The following is a 15987-nucleotide window of genomic DNA, read 5'->3' on the forward strand; positions in this document are numbered from 1 at the left end:
GGTTCGCCCCCGCTACCCTGGACGTTCGAAGCGGGTCCTGGCCCAGCGGAACGACACGACCGGGAGGGCCTCGACATGACCGGAGGAACCGACAAGCGCTCGGGTGCGGAGCGGGGAGCCCCGCTGCCCGACGAGCCCGCGCACCTGGCGGTTGACGAGTCCGCCGCCGTCGAAGAGCGCACCGAGACCCCCGTCGCCGAGGACGCCCAGGAGACGGTGGCCATCGACACCACGGCCGCCGCGGTCGGGCCCGACGCCCCGGGCCCCGCGGTCGAGCCCGCCGCCGACTCCGTTGCCCCCGATTCCGTCGTCGCCGCGGACGCCGCCGCGGACACGGCGGCCGTCGACACCACGGCCGCCGCGGTCGAGCCGGACACCACGGGCTCCGTGGTCGCCGAGGAGACGGTGGCCATCGACACCACGGCCACCGCGGAGCCCGACGCCCCGGGACCCGCGGTCGAGCCCGCCGCTTCCGTCGCCCCCGACTCCGCCGTCGCCGAGGACGCCGCCGCAGACACGGTGGCCATCGACCTCACCGCGGCCGAGCAGCCCGTGGCAACCGAGTACGTGCGCCCGGAGGACGTGCCGACCACGGTCCTGCCCAAGGTGACCCTGCCCCCTGCCGCCGCACCGGGACCCGGCGCGGTGCCGCCGTCGGACGTGTCGCCCCCGCGCGAGCAGCCCGCCGGGCCGCGGCCGGAGCAGCCCCCCGCGGCGAGGTCGAGCGCCGCTGCCGCACCGGTCTCGGTGCAGCCGCCGTCCGGCGTGCCGTCGGCACCGGCCGATCCGTCCTCCAACCCGGCCGAGCCCCCGACCGCCAGTTCCCGCGGCGGACGCCGTGTCGTGATCGCCGCGGCGGCCGGGGTGCTGACGGCCGGTGCAATCTGGTACGCCGCGGACCTGGCGCTTTCCTCGGATCGGGTGCCGCGGGGCGTGACCGTCGCCGGCGTCGATGTCGGCGGGAAGTCCCACGCCGAGGCCGAATCAGTGCTGCGGGCCGCGATCGACCCGCGCGCACAGCATCCGGTGCCGGTGCGAGCGGGCGACGTGACGACCGAAGTGGTGCCCGCCGCAGCCGGTCTCGCCGTCGACTGGTCCGCCACCCTGGACCGCGCGGGTGACCAGCCGCTGAACCCGATCACCCGGCTGACCTCACTGTTCACGCACCGCGAGGTCGGGGTCGCCTCGACGCGCGACGAGGCCGCCCTCGCCGCCGCGGTCGAAGGACTGCGCCCCCGAACGGACCGTGCACCCGTCGAGGGAGCCGTCGTGTTCGACGGGGTCACGCCGGTCGCGGTGTCACCGTTGCAGGGGCAGACGCTCGACTCGGCCGGCGCGGCGGAGGCGCTCGCCGACGGCTGGGCCGCGTCCGGTGGTGTCGAGGTTCCGGTCACGGCCTCGCCGGTCTCGGTCACGCAGTCCGGCGTCGAGCGGGCACTGCGCGACGTCGCGACCCCGGCGGCGTCCGCGGACCTGGTGATCACCGGTCGCGACGGCGGCACCGCGGTCCTCACCCGGGACCGGATCGGGTCGGTGCTCACGTTCGCCCCGGACGGCAACGGGGGTCTCGCCCCGCAATACAACGTGGACGCGGCGATCGGCGTGCTCGGCCCGCAACTGGCCGGCACCGAGGTCAAGCCGAAGGATGCGTCGTTCAGCCTGTCCGGCGGGGCACCGAAGGTGGTACCGGCGGTGAGCGGCGAGATGATCGAGTGGCACAAGACCCTCGAGTCGCTGGCCGCGCGGCTCACCGAGTCCGGGCCGCGCACCCTCGACGCCGTGTACGAGCCGAAGCAGCCCGAACTGACCACCGAGGCCGCGAACAAGCTGGGCATCACCGAGGTGATCGCCGAGTACACGACCGGGGGCTTCGAATACGCGTCCGGCGTGAACATCCGGCTGGCCGCGAGCGAGATCGACGGTGCGTTGGTCAAACCGGGCGCGACGTTCTCGCTCAACGACTACACGGGTCCGCGCGGCTCCGCGCAGGGCTACGTCGAGTCCGGGATCATCAACAACGGCCGTCCGGACAAGGCCGTCGGTGGCGGCATCAGTCAGCTCGCGACGACGTTGTACAACGCCTCCTACTTCGCGGGCATGGAGGACGCCGGCCACACCGAGCACAGCTACTACATTTCGCGGTACCCCGAGGCGCGGGAGGCCACGGTGTACGAGGGCGCGATCGACCTGAAGTTCACGAACGACACGGACACCGGTGTGCTCATCGAGACGATCGGCACCAGCTCCAACATCACGGTCCGGTTGTGGGGAACCAAGACCGTTGACGTCGAATCGATCACCGGTGAGCGCTATGCCCACACGTCCCCGAACACGGTGACGTTGCCGGCCGGCGTCGGCTGCATCGCGTCGTCGGGTGCGCAGGGGTTCACCACCTCGGACACCCGCGTCATCAGCGACCACGCGTCGGGTCGGGAGCTGTCCCGCAACACCCGGACCGTGAAGTACGACCCGGTGCCGATCGTCCGCTGCGTCAGCGCGGAACCCGCTCCCGCCGCTGCTGCTCCCGCCGCTGCTGCTCCCGCTCCCGCCGCTGCACCTGCCGCTGCTCCCGCTGCCGCCGCTCCCGCCACTGCCCGTCCCGCCGCCGCCCGTCCCGCCGCGTCCGAGGACGAGTCGGACGAGTCCGGGGAAGAGTCGGAAGACGAGTGACGGCCGGGCCGGCGCGATCCTCGTGATCGCGTTCGGCGGTTCAGTGGGGAATCGGCGCGACGTCGGGGATCTCACCACCGAGAATGCGCCGCTGCGTGTCGTGCAGTTGCCGCTCGCCGAGCCGCTGCAATCGCACTCTGCCGGCCGGGAATCGGCCCACCACATGGTGTTTGACGATGTTGACGGCCAATCGGCCGATCGGATACCACGGTGGCCGGACCGGAACCTTCAGTGCCCGTACACCGGCCGGGCCGAGGAGCGTGGTCGCCAGCGACAGCCCGCGTTCGTACTCGTACCGCCGCCGCAGCCACTGGAAATGGTCGTAGCGGGTGTGCAGGGGCAGATCCACGAGTGACCGGGCCAGCGCGTAGCTGTTCTCGTCGGCCGCGGGCGAGGACGAGCCGATCTGGTACATCATGCGCAGGCCGGCCCGCTCGTCGAACGGGAGCCAGCGCGGGTCGACGCCCATCAACCAGCCCACGTAGCACCACAGGTGCAGGACCGCGTCGGCCTCCTCCCTGGTGTAGCGCACCCCGAGGACCCGGGTGTGAAGCAGGAACGTGATCGAGAACAGGCCCAGCGTGCCGGCCTGGTCGAACTGGTTCACCGGTAGGCCGCGTTCGCCGCTGTCCCAGTCGGTTTCGTGCTCGTGGTGGTAGTCGACGAACGCGTGCATCAGGCGCACGTGCACCGACAGCGTGAACCCTGCGCCGAACCGGTCCAGGCCCCCGTCGGCGACACACCCGTTCCACCAGGTCCCGGTTTCGGCGATCCGGCGGCGGGTGCGCTCACCGGTGAGCCGCCCGGACGCCACCAGTACGGGCAGCGGCCCGGAGTTGTTGTATCCACCCAGCAGTGAGCCGTACGCGAGCACGTCGCCGACGTCGGACCCGACCCGGCGCAGCGTCCGCGCGCCCAACGCGACGAGGTCGCGATCGACCCAGTCCGGCGTGTCCTCGATCAGTGCGAAGTAGTCGCGAAGCGGGGCCGGTGCGTCGGGGACGGAGTCGACGCCCTCGGCGAGTGCCTGCCGGAACTGGGCGAGGGTGACGGTGCGGTCCTCGCGCATGGCCCGGACCAGGGCGGCGCTCGGCTCGTCGCGTTCGAGCAGTGCGCGCCGCAGGTGGTCGGCCTCCTGCGGGGTCGCGTCGGGTGTGGGCCAGGCGAAGGGGCGCAGGGGCGCGGTGACCCGAGCGGAGTGCGCGCGGTCGCGCATGTACCGGGAGGGCCGGGCGGCGGTGGTCGTCACAGGCCCACACTGCAACTGACAACGAACGTTGTCAATACCTGGGCGGGCGGGAATCGGCGATCATCCGAGGCGACGCTGCAGGGCCATCGCGTCGAACGGTGCGCGGCCGAGGGCGTCGTTGTCGAAGTACACGTACACGTCGAGGCCGGCGCGGGCCCAGTCCCCGATCCGGTGGGCCCAGGCGTCGAGGCTGCGGCCGGCGTAGCCGCTCGTGTACAGCTCCGTGTGACCGTGCAGTCGGACGTACACGAAATCGCACGTCGGAGTGTCGACCACCGGAAACCGTCCGGCACTGTCCGCGACCACGAGCGCGACGCTCCGATGCTCCGCCACGCGCAGCACCTCCGGAGTCGTGAACGAGGGGTGGCGCACCTCGACGGCGTGGCGGACCGGCCGGTCGGCGTCCGGGTGCACCACCGCCCGGTCGGCCCGCACCTTGGCGTCGTGCTGCGCCGCGAGGTCGGCGATCGAGGCCGTCGAGCGGGGCAGAGCGGCGAGGAAGTTGTCGAAGCGGTCGGCGTCGAAGGACAGCGTCGCGGGCAGCTGCCACAGGAACGGGCCCAGCTTCGACTCCAGGGCGAGGACGCCGGAGGCGAGGAAGTTCGCGAGCGGGGCACCCACGTCGGTGAGCCGCTTCATGTGCGTGATGTACCGGCTGCCCTTGACCGCGAACACGAAGTCCGCCGGCGTCTCGTCCCGCCACCGCGCGTAGGTTCGTGGCTGCTGCAGGGCGTAGAAGGACGCGTTGATCTCGATGGACGACATGCGGGCAGCGGCGAACTCCAGTTCGCGTCGATGCGCCAGCCCACTCGGATAGAAGTCGCCGCGCCATCGGGGATACACCCAGCCGGAGATCCCGACCCGGATCCGTGCCACCTTTCGAGGCTATCCCCGGAACCGGCCCGCCCGCGGGTGAGCCGGAGGACGATGGATGCATCTGGCGGACCGAAACGAGGGACGAGGATCATGCCCAAGTATCTGTGGCGGGTCGGCTACACGACGGACGGCGCGGGTGGCCTGCTCGCCGAAGGGGGATCGGCGCGGCGCGACGCGATCCGCACCGCGATCGAGAGCGTCGGCGGCACCATGGAAAGCTGCCACTTCGCGTTCGGCGGTGACGACCTCTACGTGATCGGCGAGGTCCCCGACGAGGTCGCGGCGGCGTCGATGAGTATTCGCACCGCCGCCGCGGGCGCGGCGAGGACGAACACGGTCGCACTGCTCACGCCCGAGCAGATCGACGAGGCCGTGAAACGCCCCGCCGACTACCGGCCCCCGGGTCGCTGACCCCTCGCGTCCACGCCCCGGCGAAAACGGCGATGCCGCGCACCGAAACCCGGTGTGCGGCATCGCCGTTGTCCTGATCTGGGTGGTTCCGCCCGAATCGTGTCGCAGTCCTAGAACGCGGCCTCGTCCATCTCCATGATGTCGTTGTCGACGTTCGCGACGATCCCGCGCGACGCGGTCAGCTCGGGGAGCACGTTCTTGGCGAAGAAGGACGCGGTCGCGACCTTGCCCTCGTAGAACGGCTTGTCCTTGTCGGAGGCGCCGGCGTCGAGCTTGCCGAGCGCGATCTCCGCCGCCTCGAGCAGCTTCCAGCCGACCAGCAGGTCGCCGACCGCCATCAGGAAGCGGACCGAGCCGAGGCCGACCTTGTACAGCTCCGTCGGCTGCTCCTGGGCGCCCATCAGGAATCCGGTCAGCGTCGCGACCATCGCCTGCACGTCCTCGAGCGCGGTGGCGAGCAGGGCCCGCTCCGACTTGAGGCGGTTGTCGGCGTCGTCGCGGTCGATGAACTTCTTGACCTCGCCGGCCACGTGCGCCAGGGCGACGCCGCGGTCACGGGCGATCTTGCGGAAGAAGAAGTCCTGCGCCTGGATCGCGGTGGTGCCCTCGTACAGGGAGTCGATCTTGGCGTCGCGGATGTACTGCTCGATCGGGTAGTCCTGCAGGAAGCCGGAGCCGCCGAGCGTCTGCAGCGAGTCGGTCAGGTACTGGTACGCGCGCTCCGAACCGACGCCCTTGACGATCGGAAGCAGCAGGTCGTTGACGCGGTGCACGAGGTCGCCCTCGGCGCCGGAGACGTACTTGGCCACCTCGACGTCCTGGTGTGCGGCGGTGTACAGGTACACCGCGCGCATGCCCTCCGCGTAGGCCTTCTGCATCGCCAGCGCCCGGCGCACGTCCGGGTGGTGGGTGATGGTCACGCGCGGGGCGGCCTTGTCGGTCATCTGGGTCAGGTCGGCGCCCTGGACGCGCTGCTTGGCGTAGTCCAGCGCGTTCAGGTAGCCGGTCGACAGGGTCGAGATGGCCTTGGTGCCGACCATCATGCGAGCGTGCTCGATGACGTCGAACATCTGCGCGATGCCGTTGTGCACCTCGCCGACCAGCCAGCCGACGGCCGGGACGCCGTGGCCACCGAAGGTCAGCTCACAGGTGGCGGAGGCCTTCAGGCCCATCTTGTGCTCGACGTTGGTGACGAAGGCACCGTTGCGCTCGCCGAGTTCGTTCTTCTCGAAGTCGAAGTGGAACTTCGGCACGAAGAACAGCGACAGACCCTTGGTGCCGGGGCCTGCGCCCTCGGGACGGGCCAGCACCAGGTGGAAGATGTTCTCGAACAGGTCGTCGGAGGTGGCGGAGGTGATGAACCGCTTGACGCCCTCGATGTGCCAGGTGCCGTCGTCCTGCTTGATGGCCTTGGTGCGGCCGGCGCCGACGTCCGAGCCGGCGTCCGGCTCGGTCAGCACCATGGTGGCGCCCCAGCCGCGCTCGACGCAGGTGGCGGCCCACTGCTTCTGCTCGTCGGTGCCGTTGTTGAACAGGACGTTCGCGAACGACGGGCCCGCCTGGTACATGAAGGCGGCCGGCTGCGCGCCGAGCATCATCTCGGCGATCGCCCACACCAGCGCGCGGGGGACCGGCACGCCGCCGATCTCCTCGTCGAGGCCCATGCGGTACCACTCGGCGTCCCACATCGCCTTGAAGGACTTCTTGAAGGACTCGGGCAGGGTCGCCTCGTGGGTTTCCGGGTCGAAGACCGGCGGGTTGCGGTCGGCGTCGGCGTAGGCCTCGCCCAGCGGGCCCTCGGCCAGTCGCGCGACCTCGCTGAGCATGTTCTTGATGGTGTCGACGTCCAGGTCGCCCCAGGTGCCCTCGCTCAGCGGCTTCTCGAGGTCGAGTACCTCGAAGAGGTTGAACTCCAGGTCACGAACGTTGCTCTTGTAATGCCCCATGTCTTCTGTCTCCCTGAGATGGTGCGGTCCAGCCCCTGGTAATGCCCACGTTCTGGCCTTGTCCAGTCTGCGTCGAGGTACCGCCCTAGCGGCTACTCGTCAGTAACTTAGCCGATGTTACTCGTGATTCAGTTAGGTGCCAACAGAACCGCGAAAACCGACAACCAGGGCCTCGCGGCGGTGCTCGCCGGTGGCCTGGTCGGTGCCGGCGCCCGCGGTGTCGCCGTCGATCCACCGCGCCGCGGTCACCGTCAGGGCCCCGGTCACGTCGTCCGCGAGTTCGTCTGGTGTGCAAGGGAACTGATCGTTGTCGATCTCCTCTCCCGCGGGGCCGTGTTCGAGGACGAGCAGGGTGCCGCCGGGGCGCAGCGCGCCGGCGGCGCGGCGGAGGAAGCGGCGGCGTGATTCCGGCGACAGTTGCAGATGGCAGCACAGGACCAGGTCATGTTCCGGCCGATACTCGATCTCGGTCACATCCGCGTTCACCCAGGTCAGCCGCTCACGCGTCGCCCGGGGCAGTGGTGCGGACGCATGGACCGCCTTCGTCAACGCCACCGTCGAGAAGTCCACGGCGGTCACCTGCCACGCGCGCAACGCCAGCCACAGCGCATTCCGGCCCTCGCCGCAGCCGAGGTCCAGGGCCCGGCCCGCAGGCAGTGCCGCGACGAACTCGACGACCGCCGCGTCCGGGGCCGACCCCCACAGCAGTGCTTCCCCGGTGTACCGGCGGTCCCAGTCGCGTGCGTCCATGCGGTGACCGTACGGCGCTGTCGTGGCGGCGCGGTGGACGTCAGTGGCTGAGCGTGGTGCGCAGCAGCAGCACGTTGTAGTTCGAGTGCACGGTCGTCAGGAAATACAGGTCCGGGCCGCTCGACCAGGGGTGGATGTACGCGCCGTAGGCGGTCGGCAGCTCCCGGGTGTCGAGCAGGACCTCCGGTGGCCCCCACGGTCCGGTCGGGGACGGGGAACGACGCATCACCACCGAGTTGAAGTTGTCGGTCGTGAGCATCAGGTACTGGCCGAGGAACTCGTTGTACTGGACGGAGATCTCGCCGACGCCGCCGAAGACGATCGGCGCGGCGGCGTTCACGTCCCCCTTCTTCCACTCGGTGCCGTTCCAGTACTCGTACGCCCCGAGATCCTTGATCTGCTTCTCGGGCACCCGCGCGATGTAGGCGAGCGTGCCACGCCCCGGCGGGGTTCCGTACTGGTAGACGTAGCCGCCGTCCTTCAGGAACGCGCTCATCTGGAAGTTCCGGTTGCCGTCGACGTTCGGGCGGGTCGTTTCGGGCGCGACCGTCCAGTTCTCGCCGTTGTCGGTGGAGAAGGCGAGCGTCGAGTTGTTGGTTTCCCACTTGCCGGGTTCACCCCAGTGGTTCACCGACATCAGCGACATGTACTGGACGCCGTCGACCGCGACCCCCGCCGTGGGGATCCGGCTGATCTCGACGTACGGAATCTTCGGGCTGGGCACCAGCTCCTTCGACTGGCCCAGGAAGTCGCGCGGGGTGCTGTCGAAGGCCATGCCGTCGGCGAGATTGTGGTCGGCACTGCGGTAGAGCGTGTTGCTGCGCCACGACCACAGGCTGCCGTTGAGCAGGTTCGGCAGGCCGAGACCGGCCGAGTCGCCGAAGGCGGTGAGGACCTCGCCGTTGCCGTTGTCCCACATTATGCCCAGGTCCGTGCCGAGCACGTTGGTGTCCTGGGTGCGGTTGGCGCTGAGCAGGCCGGTGGCCTGGGCGACCGCATTGGTGCGTCCGCGCAGGTCGGGAAGGCCGTTGGTGCCATTCAGTCCCGGAATCGGATTGACCGCGTTGGGATTCGCGGCAGCCGGTGCGGCAACCGCGAGCGCGGTCGCCGCGGCGAGAGCGCAGGTCCGCACGGCGGTGCCCACCCCCGGTCGGCGTCTTCCCGGTACATGTCCACCCATGGCGCGTTCACCCTTCGACTGTTGTCGTGTCCTGTGCCGCGGAAACAGTGGGGCGAGAGCCGGCGTGCCGTGGAGCACGGGGAAGGTCTCGCACCCGTGACGGTCCCGTATGGCGTAAGGGATGTCGGGTGACGATCGTAGTGACCGCACGCGCATATTTCCGGGAGGAGTGGGACGGATGTAAACGTGTGTTGCGCATGTGGTGATTTCGATGCCGCATTGATCGTTTTCGTGCCACGGCCGGTCACCGCGGTGATAAGAACCGCCTGTGCCGAAATGGTGGACCGTCCAGTCCGCCAACGGAGCCTCACGATGCGTGAAGTGGGCACAGTACGGTGTCAGACGAGGAGTTCGTGGTTTCGCCCGAGCATCCGATTGTCAGAAAAGGAGAAAAAGGTCGATGGGTGCAGCGATCGCGAACACCACTGAGCTTCGTCATTCCGCAATTCTCGGGCTCGGCGTGTACCGGCCCGAGCGGGTCGTGACCAACGAGGAGATCTGCCAGCAGATCGACTCGACCGACGAGTGGATCCAGTCCCGGTCCGGGATCAGGACCCGCCGTTTCGCCGGCCCCGACGAGAGCGTGCTGCAGATGTCCATCGCAGCCGGCCGCAAGGCGCTCGAGGCGGCCGGCCTGACCGGCGAGCAGATCGGAACGGTCATCGTCGCCTCCTCGACCTACCCCGTGCAGACGCCCGCCTGCTCGGCGCTCGTCGCCGAGGAGCTCGGCACCGGCGGCGCAGGCGCGATCGACATCGCCGCCGGATGCGCCGGGTTCTGCTACGCCCTCGGCGTCGCCTCCGACCTGGTCCGGGCCGGAACCGAGGAGCGCGTGCTGGTGATCGGTGTCGAGCGGATGAGTGACTCCACCGAGCCCACCGACCGCTCGGTGCGCTTCATTTTCGGTGACGGCGCCGGCGCCGTCGTCGTCGGACGCGGCGAGGAGACCGGTATCGGCCCGGTCGTCTGGGGTTCGGACGGTGCCCAGGGGCGTGCCATCCGCCAGGAGCCCGACTGGGTCGACTTCGCCACCAACCCGGAGCAGAAGCGGCCGTGGATCATCATGGAGGGCACCTCCGTGTTCCGCTGGGCCGCGTTCGAGATGGGCAAGATCGCCCAGCAGACCCTCGACAAGACGGGCCTGACCGTCGACGACATCGACGCGTTCGTTCCCCACCAGGCCAACGCCCGCATCACCGAGGTGATCGCCCGGAGCATGAACCTGCCGGAGACGGTCGCGGTGTCGAACGACATCGCCGAGACCGGCAACACCTCCGCCGCCTCCATCCCGCTGGCGATGGAGGAGATGCTGCGCACCGGTAAGGCCAAGCCCGGCGACACCACCCTCCTCCTCGCGTTCGGCGCCGGTCTCGCGTACGCCGGCCAGGTCGTGAAGATGCCGGTGCTCGCCAGCTGACCCGCATCCCCGAACAACGCACCGAAGGCGCCGCCCCACCGGGCGGCGCCTTCGGTCGTTCCGGTGTCCCTCTGTTCACGGCTCAACCGTGGCGATCGTGAGGGCGTCGTCGAGGAATTCGATCGGCACCACCGGCCAGGTCGGATCCCAGTCGCCTGTGGCCGTCGCGGTCCGCAGCTTCTCGAGCCCGGGGCGAATGGTCGGACCACCGTCGAGCAGGTACAGGATCATCGAGTGCCGGGCACAGCTCGCCGCGACGCTCGCGAGCACGGCCAGTGCCTCCTGGTCGCGACCGGCGGCGAACAGGCACGCAACGAGCAGTCGGTCCGCCTGCAGCCGGGCTCGGGTCCGGCGGGTGTCGGCGAGACGGTCCACCCAGGCCTGGGCGATCTCACAGGCGAGCGCGGTGTTCGCTGCCGCCCCGGTGCGCAACAGAATCCGGGCGGTCGTCGCGTCCTCCAATTGCGCGGTGATCTCCGCGCTGCCGTCGACCACGGCATCGACCGGCGGCAGCGTCGGGTACCGCGGCGTGCGGGTGCGGGCGGTGACAGGAAAGCCAAGGCGGATGCGCTCGTTGTCGATGCGTGCCCGCAGCCGCGGAAGGTCGAGGGCATCTGCGCAACGGGCCCCCTCCATCAGCCGCTCGGCAGCCGCTTCCGGCTCGCCGCGGCGCACCTTGATCCGGGCGCCGGTCACGTAGCGGGCGATCATCAGCTCGACGATGCCGCCCTCGCCGCCGAGCTCGAATCCCTCGTCGAGGAGCCGTTCCGCCTCGTCGAGCCGGTTCTGCTCGTACAGCAGCTCGCCGAGGATTGCGGCGGCCAGCCGCGCCGAATGCGAACGCGGACCGGACGATTCCCTCGCCACGCGCAGCGCCCGACGGAACCAGTCCTCGGCCGACTCGACGGCAAGCTGCTCGTTCGCCGCCATCCCGACCATGCAGTAGCCGTACATGGTGTTGAACGAGCCGCTCATCGCCTCGTGGTACGGGGCCGCCCACTCCACCCAGCGGAACGCGGCATCGAAGTCGAACCGGTACAGGGCCGCGAAGATCTGGACGTTGGCGACGGCGGTCACCACCCACGGCCGGTGCTTCTGAGGCCGGCTCAGGCACCCCTCGGTGAACCGTTCGACACCGGCCGGGTGATCGGCGAATGCGGCGACCACTCCTTCGAGCAGATCGGCCTCCGCCGACAGGTCGGCATCCGGTGTGGCCTCGAGCGCGCTGCGGGCCAGTGCCAGAATGCGCCGGCAGGCCCCGGTCCGCTGCAGCAGGACGTTGGCCCAGGCCAGCATCAGCTGTAGCCGTGGCCGGCCGACCACAGCGGTCGGTGGCAGTTTGTCCACCAGTCCCAGCAGGGTGACCATCCGGGAGTGTTCGATCAGGTAGGTGCCGTCCCGTTCGACCAGTGCCACCGCTGCATCCGGATCCCCGGCGCGCAGTGCGTGGTCGACCGCCTCACTCAGCAGGTGGTGTTCGGCGAACCAGGCGGACGCGGTGCGGTGCAGTTCCGGCACCCGCTCGGAATGATCGCGGTTGAGCCGACGGCGCAGGTACTTGGCGAACAGGTGGTGGTACCGGTACCAGGTCTCGCTCGGTGCCGAGGTCGGCCCCTCGCTGTCGCTGTCGCTGAGCCGGAGCAGGAACAGATCCCGGGCGGCGACCTCCTCGAGCCGCGCCTGACCGTTGCGGACGCCGGCCAGTGCCGAGGCCAGGGATCCGGTGAGTCGTTCGGTGACGGACGTGGCAAGCAGGAAGTCGAGCAGGTCGGGCTCCAGGAGGTCGAGGACGTTCTCGGCGAGGAACTCGCCGATCGCCTGGTGCTCGGCCAGATGGTCGATCAGTTCGGTGGGGCTCTCACGCCCCCGCAGCGACAGCGAGGCGAGCTTCAGCGCGGCCGCCCAGCCCTCGGTGGATCGGCACAGTCTTGCGACGTCGGTGTCCGTCAGGTGCAGGCCGCCGAGTCCGACGAGCAGTTCCTGTGACTCCGCCTCTTCGAATCGCAGTGCTGCCGAGTCGATTTCGATGAGCTCGTCGAGTACCCGCATCCGTGCCAGTGGCAGGCCGGTGTTGGTCCGGCTGGTCACGATGACCTGGATGTGGTGGCACCCGTTGTCGAGCAGGTAGTCCAGGGCCTCGAGTGATTCGGGGCTGCTCACCCGATGCCAGTCGTCGATGACGATGGCGACGCGACGTTTGGCGGTGTGGATCCGGTTGATCAGCGTGGTCAGTACGTAGGCCTGCGCGTCCTTGCCGTGGTCTTCGAGTGCCTGTCCGAGTTCATCCGCGAGTTCGGGAGCGAGCCGGCTGACGGACTCGACCAGGTGGGAGAGGAACCACACGACGTTGTCGTCGTCGGGGGCGACGGACAGCCATGCGACGGTGACGCCGTCCGCGACGAGCGCTGCGCTCCACTGGGCGGCGAGGGTGCTCTTGCCGAATCCGGCGGGCGCGTGGATCACGGCCAGACGACGGCGCTGGCCGGCCCACAGTCGGTCGACGAGCCGGTCGCGCGCAACGAGTGCGCGCCCGGTGACCGGGGGGCGGAACCGGGTGGCGGGAGCGGGCGGTGTGGTCGTGGTCGATCTGCGGGTGCCGGTCCGGCCGACGCGGCCCGTCATCCGCTGCGTGCCGGTGCGTCGCTGGGTGCCCGTGGGGAGCCCGGGGAATGGGGAGATCTCGGCGGGCCCCGACCCGTCGGCTGCATCGGGTAGTGCAATCTCTACCGCGCTGAACCCGTGCGCGATGGTGAGGTCCTGCAGGATCATTCCGAATTCGGCAGCGCTCGCCGGGCGGTCGTCCGGGTCCGACGCCATCGCCGACTCGAGCGCCCCGCACACGTCGGCGGGGATGTCCTCGCCGTGCAGGTCTGGGATGGGGCTCTGGGTGACCCGGAGGAACTGCGCGACGACCTGCTCTCCGTCCCGCCGCTCGAAGGCTGCGTGGCCGGTGGCCGCGCAGAACAGGGTCGCGCCGAGACTGTAGACGTCGGATCGGACGCTGGGCGAGCGGCCCTCGAGAACCTCTGGGGCGGTGTAGGCGGGGGAGCCGGTGATCTGTCCGGTGGCGGTCTCGAACCCACCCCTGGTGCGGGCGATACCGAAGTCGGTCAGTTGGGGCTCGCCGTACTCGGTGAGCAGGATGTTCGCCGGTTTCACATCGCGATGCAGGGTGCCTGCCCGGTGCGCGGTCTCGAGGGCGCCGGACATTTTCGCGCCGATCCGCAGCACCTCGGGCCAGTCGAGGGGGCCGTCGCGACGGATCAGTTCCTGCAGTGAGCCGTGGCGATGGTACGGCATCACGATGAAGGGCCGTCCCGATCGGGTCGTCCCGACCTGCAGGATGTTGCAGATGTTCGGATGCCCGGAGACCGCCCCCATCGCGCGCTGCTCGCGTAGGAACCGCTCGCGGCTGTCGTCGTCGAGCTCACCGCTGAGCACCTTGACGGCCACCGTCCGGTCGAGGCTGGGTTGGGTGCACCGGTAGACCACCCCGAAGCCGCCACGGCCGATCTCCTCGCCGTCGGTGAAACCGGCAGCAGCGAGTTCGGCGGCGACGCCGGAGGGAGTCACACGTTCGGTGAGGGGTGGGTCGGGATCGGGCATCGCACGCTCATGTCCCCGCACCGCTCGGCGGGCACGTTCTCGTCATGTGGTCACCTCGCGGTGCGGTCGAGAACCCCAGGATAATCCCCCTGCGTGCCCGGAGAAACGCCGAAGGGCGCCTCCGCGATGCGGAGACGCCCCTCGGTGTAAGGAAGTCGCTTAGATGGTGCGGACTCCGGTGGCCTGCGGGCCCTTCTGGCCCTGGCCGATCTCGAACTCCACGCGCGCGCCCTCGTCGAGGGTCTTGAAGCCGTTCGTCTGGATCTCGGAGTAGTGAACGAACACGTCGGGCCCGTCACCGTCCTGCTCGATGAAGCCGAATCCCTTTTCCGCGTTGAACCACTTGACGGTGCCTTGTGCCACGTTATTGCTCCTGTTACTGCGAGCCGGCCCTCAGGACGAGGGCTGGTCTCGTGTACAGACTGCCAGCTGAAGCCGTGCGTGTCGACGGCGGGTCTATACTTCGCGGTCCATCGGCGCGTCGCGAGGGCGAGGCCCGGTGGGGTCGCGTGGACCCGGATCGCGCGAATCGGGTAGTGGACTACTCGCGTCGGCGCCCGAGGGGACGCACAGAATCGGCTCATGGGGAGCACCACCGCGCACTCGGAGGTGGGCACGTAGGGACGTCGTGGTCCCGCAGTCCGGCACCACGACCGAAGGCGGCGATCGAGGGGTTCGTCGCACAGGGACTGCCGAATCACGATGCAGGGTGGTGGGTACACCCGGCCGCAGAACGGACTGGCGCACACGGGTCGGGCGCCGCCGACCGGCCTGGCAGTCGCCCGATCGCTTCGCACGGTGGCCTTGCATCCCCCTTCCCGTACGCGAAAAATTGAGTGCGCAGTGGTCGCGGTCGCGGGCCGCCGGAACGTGAGCGGCGGGCGCCCCGGCATCGGCGGTGGACCTCGTTCGCCGGCCACCGGCGGTGTACTCGCGGCGGGTGACTCGCCCGCGTGAGGAGAGGGCGATGTTCATTCAAGTGATTCAGGGCAAGGTCGGCGACGAGGCCGGCCTGTTGCGGTGCCTGGACCGGTGGAACGACGAGTTGGCCGCGGGCGCGACCGGGTACCTGGGCTCGACGAGCGGTACGTGCGCCGACGGCACCTTCATCTGCATGGCCCGGTTCGAGTCGCAGGACGCGGCCCGGCGCAACAGTGAACGCCCCGAGCAGGGCGCCTGGTGGGCCGAGACCGAGCGCTGCTTCGACGGCCCGGTGACGTTCACGGACTGCGTGGAGGTCACCGAGTGGATGGGCGGCGGATCCGACAGTGCCGGGTTCGTGCAGGTGATGGAGGGTCACACCAGTGACGCGCACCGGATGGTGGATCTGATGTCGCAGGTCGGTGACCGGGTGCACGACGTGCGTCCCGAGATCATCGGCGGCACGCTCTGCAGCGACGGCAAGGACGGGTACGTGGAGGCCGTCTACTTCACCTCCGAGTCGGAGGCGCGTCTGCACGAGAACGTCGAGGTTCCGGACGACCTGCGCTCGCTGTTCGAGGAGGAAACCGAACTGATGGGGGAGGTCTCGTACTACGACTTGCGCGAGCCGATGTTGATGTCCGCGCGGAAGGGGTGACACCCGCCCGACGGACGGGCCGGCCGGCGGCCCCGGTATTCCGGAAACGGTGTGCCGGGGTCGTTTGTTGCGTGCATGATTGCGTTTCCGCAGGGAACGCTACCCCTCATCCGATTACAAATCTCACTTAGTTAACTATGAGACCTGAGGTATCGTGACCCTTCGATCGCGTCACCACACCCGAGCGAAGCCGAGAGGTACTTCACTGTGACCAGCGTCCAGGAGTCCGCCGCCACCGCGGCGTCGAATGTCCCCGATATCCACACGACCGCGGGGAAGCTCGCGGATCTGCATCGCCGTCAG

Annotated in this window: 11 protein-coding genes; 4 read left to right on the forward strand and 7 right to left on the reverse strand. The window is 69.6% G+C overall.

Translation table 11 applies throughout. The annotated features are described in order from the left end of the window. Positions 1 to 75 precede the first annotated feature (75 nt). Positions 76 to 2670 (forward strand): VanW family protein, encoded by a 2595-nt coding sequence (locus tag ACWDU4_RS01370; RefSeq protein WP_450112028.1) that lies wholly within the window; start codon positions 76 to 78, stop codon positions 2668 to 2670. A gap of 40 nt (positions 2671 to 2710) precedes the next feature. Here ACWDU4_RS01370 and ACWDU4_RS01375 read toward each other — a convergent pair whose 3' ends face one another. Both ACWDU4_RS01375 and ACWDU4_RS01380 read right to left on the reverse strand, forming a co-directional pair. After that, the gene (locus ACWDU4_RS01375; RefSeq protein ID WP_450112029.1) at positions 2711 to 3919 is read right to left on the reverse strand and encodes an oxygenase MpaB family protein; all 1209 of its coding nucleotides are present in this window, start codon (positions 3917 to 3919) and stop codon (positions 2711 to 2713) included. A 60-nt stretch (positions 3920 to 3979) separates the two neighbouring features. Beyond that, positions 3980 to 4795, reverse strand: coding sequence for a DUF72 domain-containing protein (locus ACWDU4_RS01380; RefSeq protein ID WP_450112030.1), 816 nt, complete (start codon positions 4793 to 4795; stop codon positions 3980 to 3982). Positions 4796 to 4885: 90 nt separating this feature from the next. Here ACWDU4_RS01380 and ACWDU4_RS01385 point away from each other — a divergent pair, with 90 nt between their 5' ends. Beyond that, positions 4886 to 5206 carry a GYD domain-containing protein gene (locus ACWDU4_RS01385; RefSeq protein ID WP_450112031.1) on the forward strand — a complete coding sequence of 107 codons (321 nt, stop codon included), beginning with the start codon at positions 4886 to 4888 and terminating at the stop codon, positions 5204 to 5206. 110 nt (positions 5207 to 5316) lie between these two features. Here the strand turns inward: ACWDU4_RS01385 and ACWDU4_RS01390 are convergent, their stop codons facing one another. The 3 genes from ACWDU4_RS01390 to ACWDU4_RS01400 form a co-directional block, all read right to left on the reverse strand. Then, positions 5317 to 7152, reverse strand: coding sequence for an acyl-CoA dehydrogenase (locus ACWDU4_RS01390; protein WP_450112032.1), 1836 nt, complete (start codon positions 7150 to 7152; stop codon positions 5317 to 5319). Between the two features lie 132 nt (positions 7153 to 7284). Next, positions 7285 to 7902, reverse strand: a complete 618-nt coding sequence (locus ACWDU4_RS01395) for a class I SAM-dependent methyltransferase (RefSeq protein ID WP_450112033.1) — start codon at positions 7900 to 7902, stop codon at positions 7285 to 7287. 40 nt (positions 7903 to 7942) lie between these two features. Continuing rightward, the gene (locus tag ACWDU4_RS01400) at positions 7943 to 9082 is read right to left on the reverse strand and encodes a DUF4185 domain-containing protein (RefSeq protein ID WP_450112034.1); all 1140 of its coding nucleotides are present in this window, start codon (positions 9080 to 9082) and stop codon (positions 7943 to 7945) included. A gap of 400 nt (positions 9083 to 9482) precedes the next feature. Between ACWDU4_RS01400 and ACWDU4_RS01405 the strand changes: the two genes are divergently transcribed. Further along, the gene (locus ACWDU4_RS01405) at positions 9483 to 10499 is read left to right on the forward strand and encodes a beta-ketoacyl-ACP synthase III (protein WP_450112035.1); all 1017 of its coding nucleotides are present in this window, start codon (positions 9483 to 9485) and stop codon (positions 10497 to 10499) included. 75 nt (positions 10500 to 10574) lie between these two features. Here the strand turns inward: ACWDU4_RS01405 and ACWDU4_RS01410 are convergent, their stop codons facing one another. Then, positions 10575 to 14105 carry a protein kinase domain-containing protein gene (locus tag ACWDU4_RS01410; protein ID WP_450112036.1) on the reverse strand — a complete coding sequence of 1177 codons (3531 nt, stop codon included), beginning with the start codon at positions 14103 to 14105 and terminating at the stop codon, positions 10575 to 10577. A gap of 159 nt (positions 14106 to 14264) precedes the next feature. Continuing rightward, positions 14265 to 14468: a cold-shock protein gene (locus ACWDU4_RS01415; protein WP_050063916.1), complete on the reverse strand. Its 204-nt coding sequence runs from the start codon at positions 14466 to 14468 to the stop codon at positions 14265 to 14267. Positions 14469 to 15072: 604 nt separating this feature from the next. Here ACWDU4_RS01415 and ACWDU4_RS01420 point away from each other — a divergent pair. After that, positions 15073 to 15684: a hypothetical protein gene (locus tag ACWDU4_RS01420; RefSeq protein WP_450112037.1), complete on the forward strand. Its 612-nt coding sequence runs from the start codon at positions 15073 to 15075 to the stop codon at positions 15682 to 15684. Positions 15685 to 15987 lie beyond the last annotated feature (303 nt).

The sequence above is a fragment of the Rhodococcus sp. NPDC003348 genome (assembly GCF_053589375.1).

What these genes read in the sequence shown, in the direction of transcription:
- ACWDU4_RS01370 (WP_450112028.1), top strand. Translation starts at nt 76, where the DNA reads ATGACCGGAGGAACCGACAAGCGCTCGGGTGCGGAGCGGGGAGCCCCG.
- ACWDU4_RS01385 (WP_450112031.1), top strand. Translation starts at nt 4,886, where the DNA reads ATGCCCAAGTATCTGTGGCGGGTCGGCTACACGACGGACGGCGCGGGT.
- ACWDU4_RS01390 (WP_450112032.1), bottom strand. Translation starts at nt 7,152, where the DNA reads ATGGGGCATTACAAGAGCAACGTTCGTGACCTGGAGTTCAACCTCTTC.
- ACWDU4_RS01395 (WP_450112033.1), bottom strand. Translation starts at nt 7,902, where the DNA reads ATGGACGCACGCGACTGGGACCGCCGGTACACCGGGGAAGCACTGCTG.
- ACWDU4_RS01400 (WP_450112034.1), bottom strand. Translation starts at nt 9,082, where the DNA reads ATGGGTGGACATGTACCGGGAAGACGCCGACCGGGGGTGGGCACCGCC.
- ACWDU4_RS01405 (WP_450112035.1), top strand. Translation starts at nt 9,483, where the DNA reads ATGGGTGCAGCGATCGCGAACACCACTGAGCTTCGTCATTCCGCAATT.
- ACWDU4_RS01410 (WP_450112036.1), bottom strand. Translation starts at nt 14,105, where the DNA reads ATGCCCGATCCCGACCCACCCCTCACCGAACGTGTGACTCCCTCCGGC.
- ACWDU4_RS01420 (WP_450112037.1), top strand. Translation starts at nt 15,073, where the DNA reads ATGTTCATTCAAGTGATTCAGGGCAAGGTCGGCGACGAGGCCGGCCTG.